Annotated in this window: 1 protein-coding gene; it reads left to right on the forward strand. The window is 51.0% G+C overall.

Annotated features, from left to right (window positions below):
- Window positions 1-536: 536 nt before the first annotated feature.
- Window positions 537-777: OprD family outer membrane porin (locus GYA94_RS26870; protein ID WP_161893474.1), on the forward strand; the 241-nt coding region annotated here is incomplete at its 3' end.

Genomic DNA, 777 nt, shown 5'->3' on the forward strand with positions numbered 1-777 from the left:
GGATGAACAAATGGCGGTAACACATTGACTTTTATGAGCGCGCTTTAAATTTTAATGATTCTCGAACTCAACAATACCAAAACGGCGCTCGACCCCGTGTTTACGGCACTTTCCGACCCTCGGTAGGGTTTTTTGTGAAAATTTCATGAACTGTTGCGAATTTTGAGCACGCTTGTTGCATTCCTTTCACGCCAAGTCGGCACGGCATCTGCAATGGCAGGTGTACGCGACAAATAACAACAGCGGCATTGGTTACCAGGGAGTTTCTTCAGCTGGCGTCGGTAGTTACCGATTCATGGCGGCTAAAGAAGCAGCGCTGGGGTTATACGGCCCTGTATTGGGGCGTGATTTGCGACATGGAAATACCTGAACGCGACATGGTGGAAAAGTTCCGTAAAGAGTCTCTATCGCCATATCGCCAAGAACAGTCAGCGTGCTATACATTTTCGCCGACATAACAAGAAAGAGCTGCTCCATATAACTAAAACACTTGGACGCAGCGGTACTCTTCCTAAAAACCAAAGGAGCAAATCACGATGCGCGTGATGAAGTGGAGCATGATCGCCCTGGCCGTTACGGCAGGGACCTCGCAGTTGGCAATGGCCTCCGCACAAGATGAGTCCAAAGGTTTCATCGAAGACAGCAAGCTGAACGTCAAGACCCGCATGCTGTATTTCAGCCGTGACTTCCGCAACAACGCGCCTGGCAGCCAGAGCCGCGTGGAAGAAACCGGCCTTGGCTTCCTGGGCACCTTCGAATCCGGCTTCACCCAAGGCA

This window comes from Pseudomonas juntendi, from assembly GCF_009932375.1.
Taxonomy (GTDB): domain Bacteria; phylum Pseudomonadota; class Gammaproteobacteria; order Pseudomonadales; family Pseudomonadaceae; genus Aquipseudomonas; species Aquipseudomonas juntendi.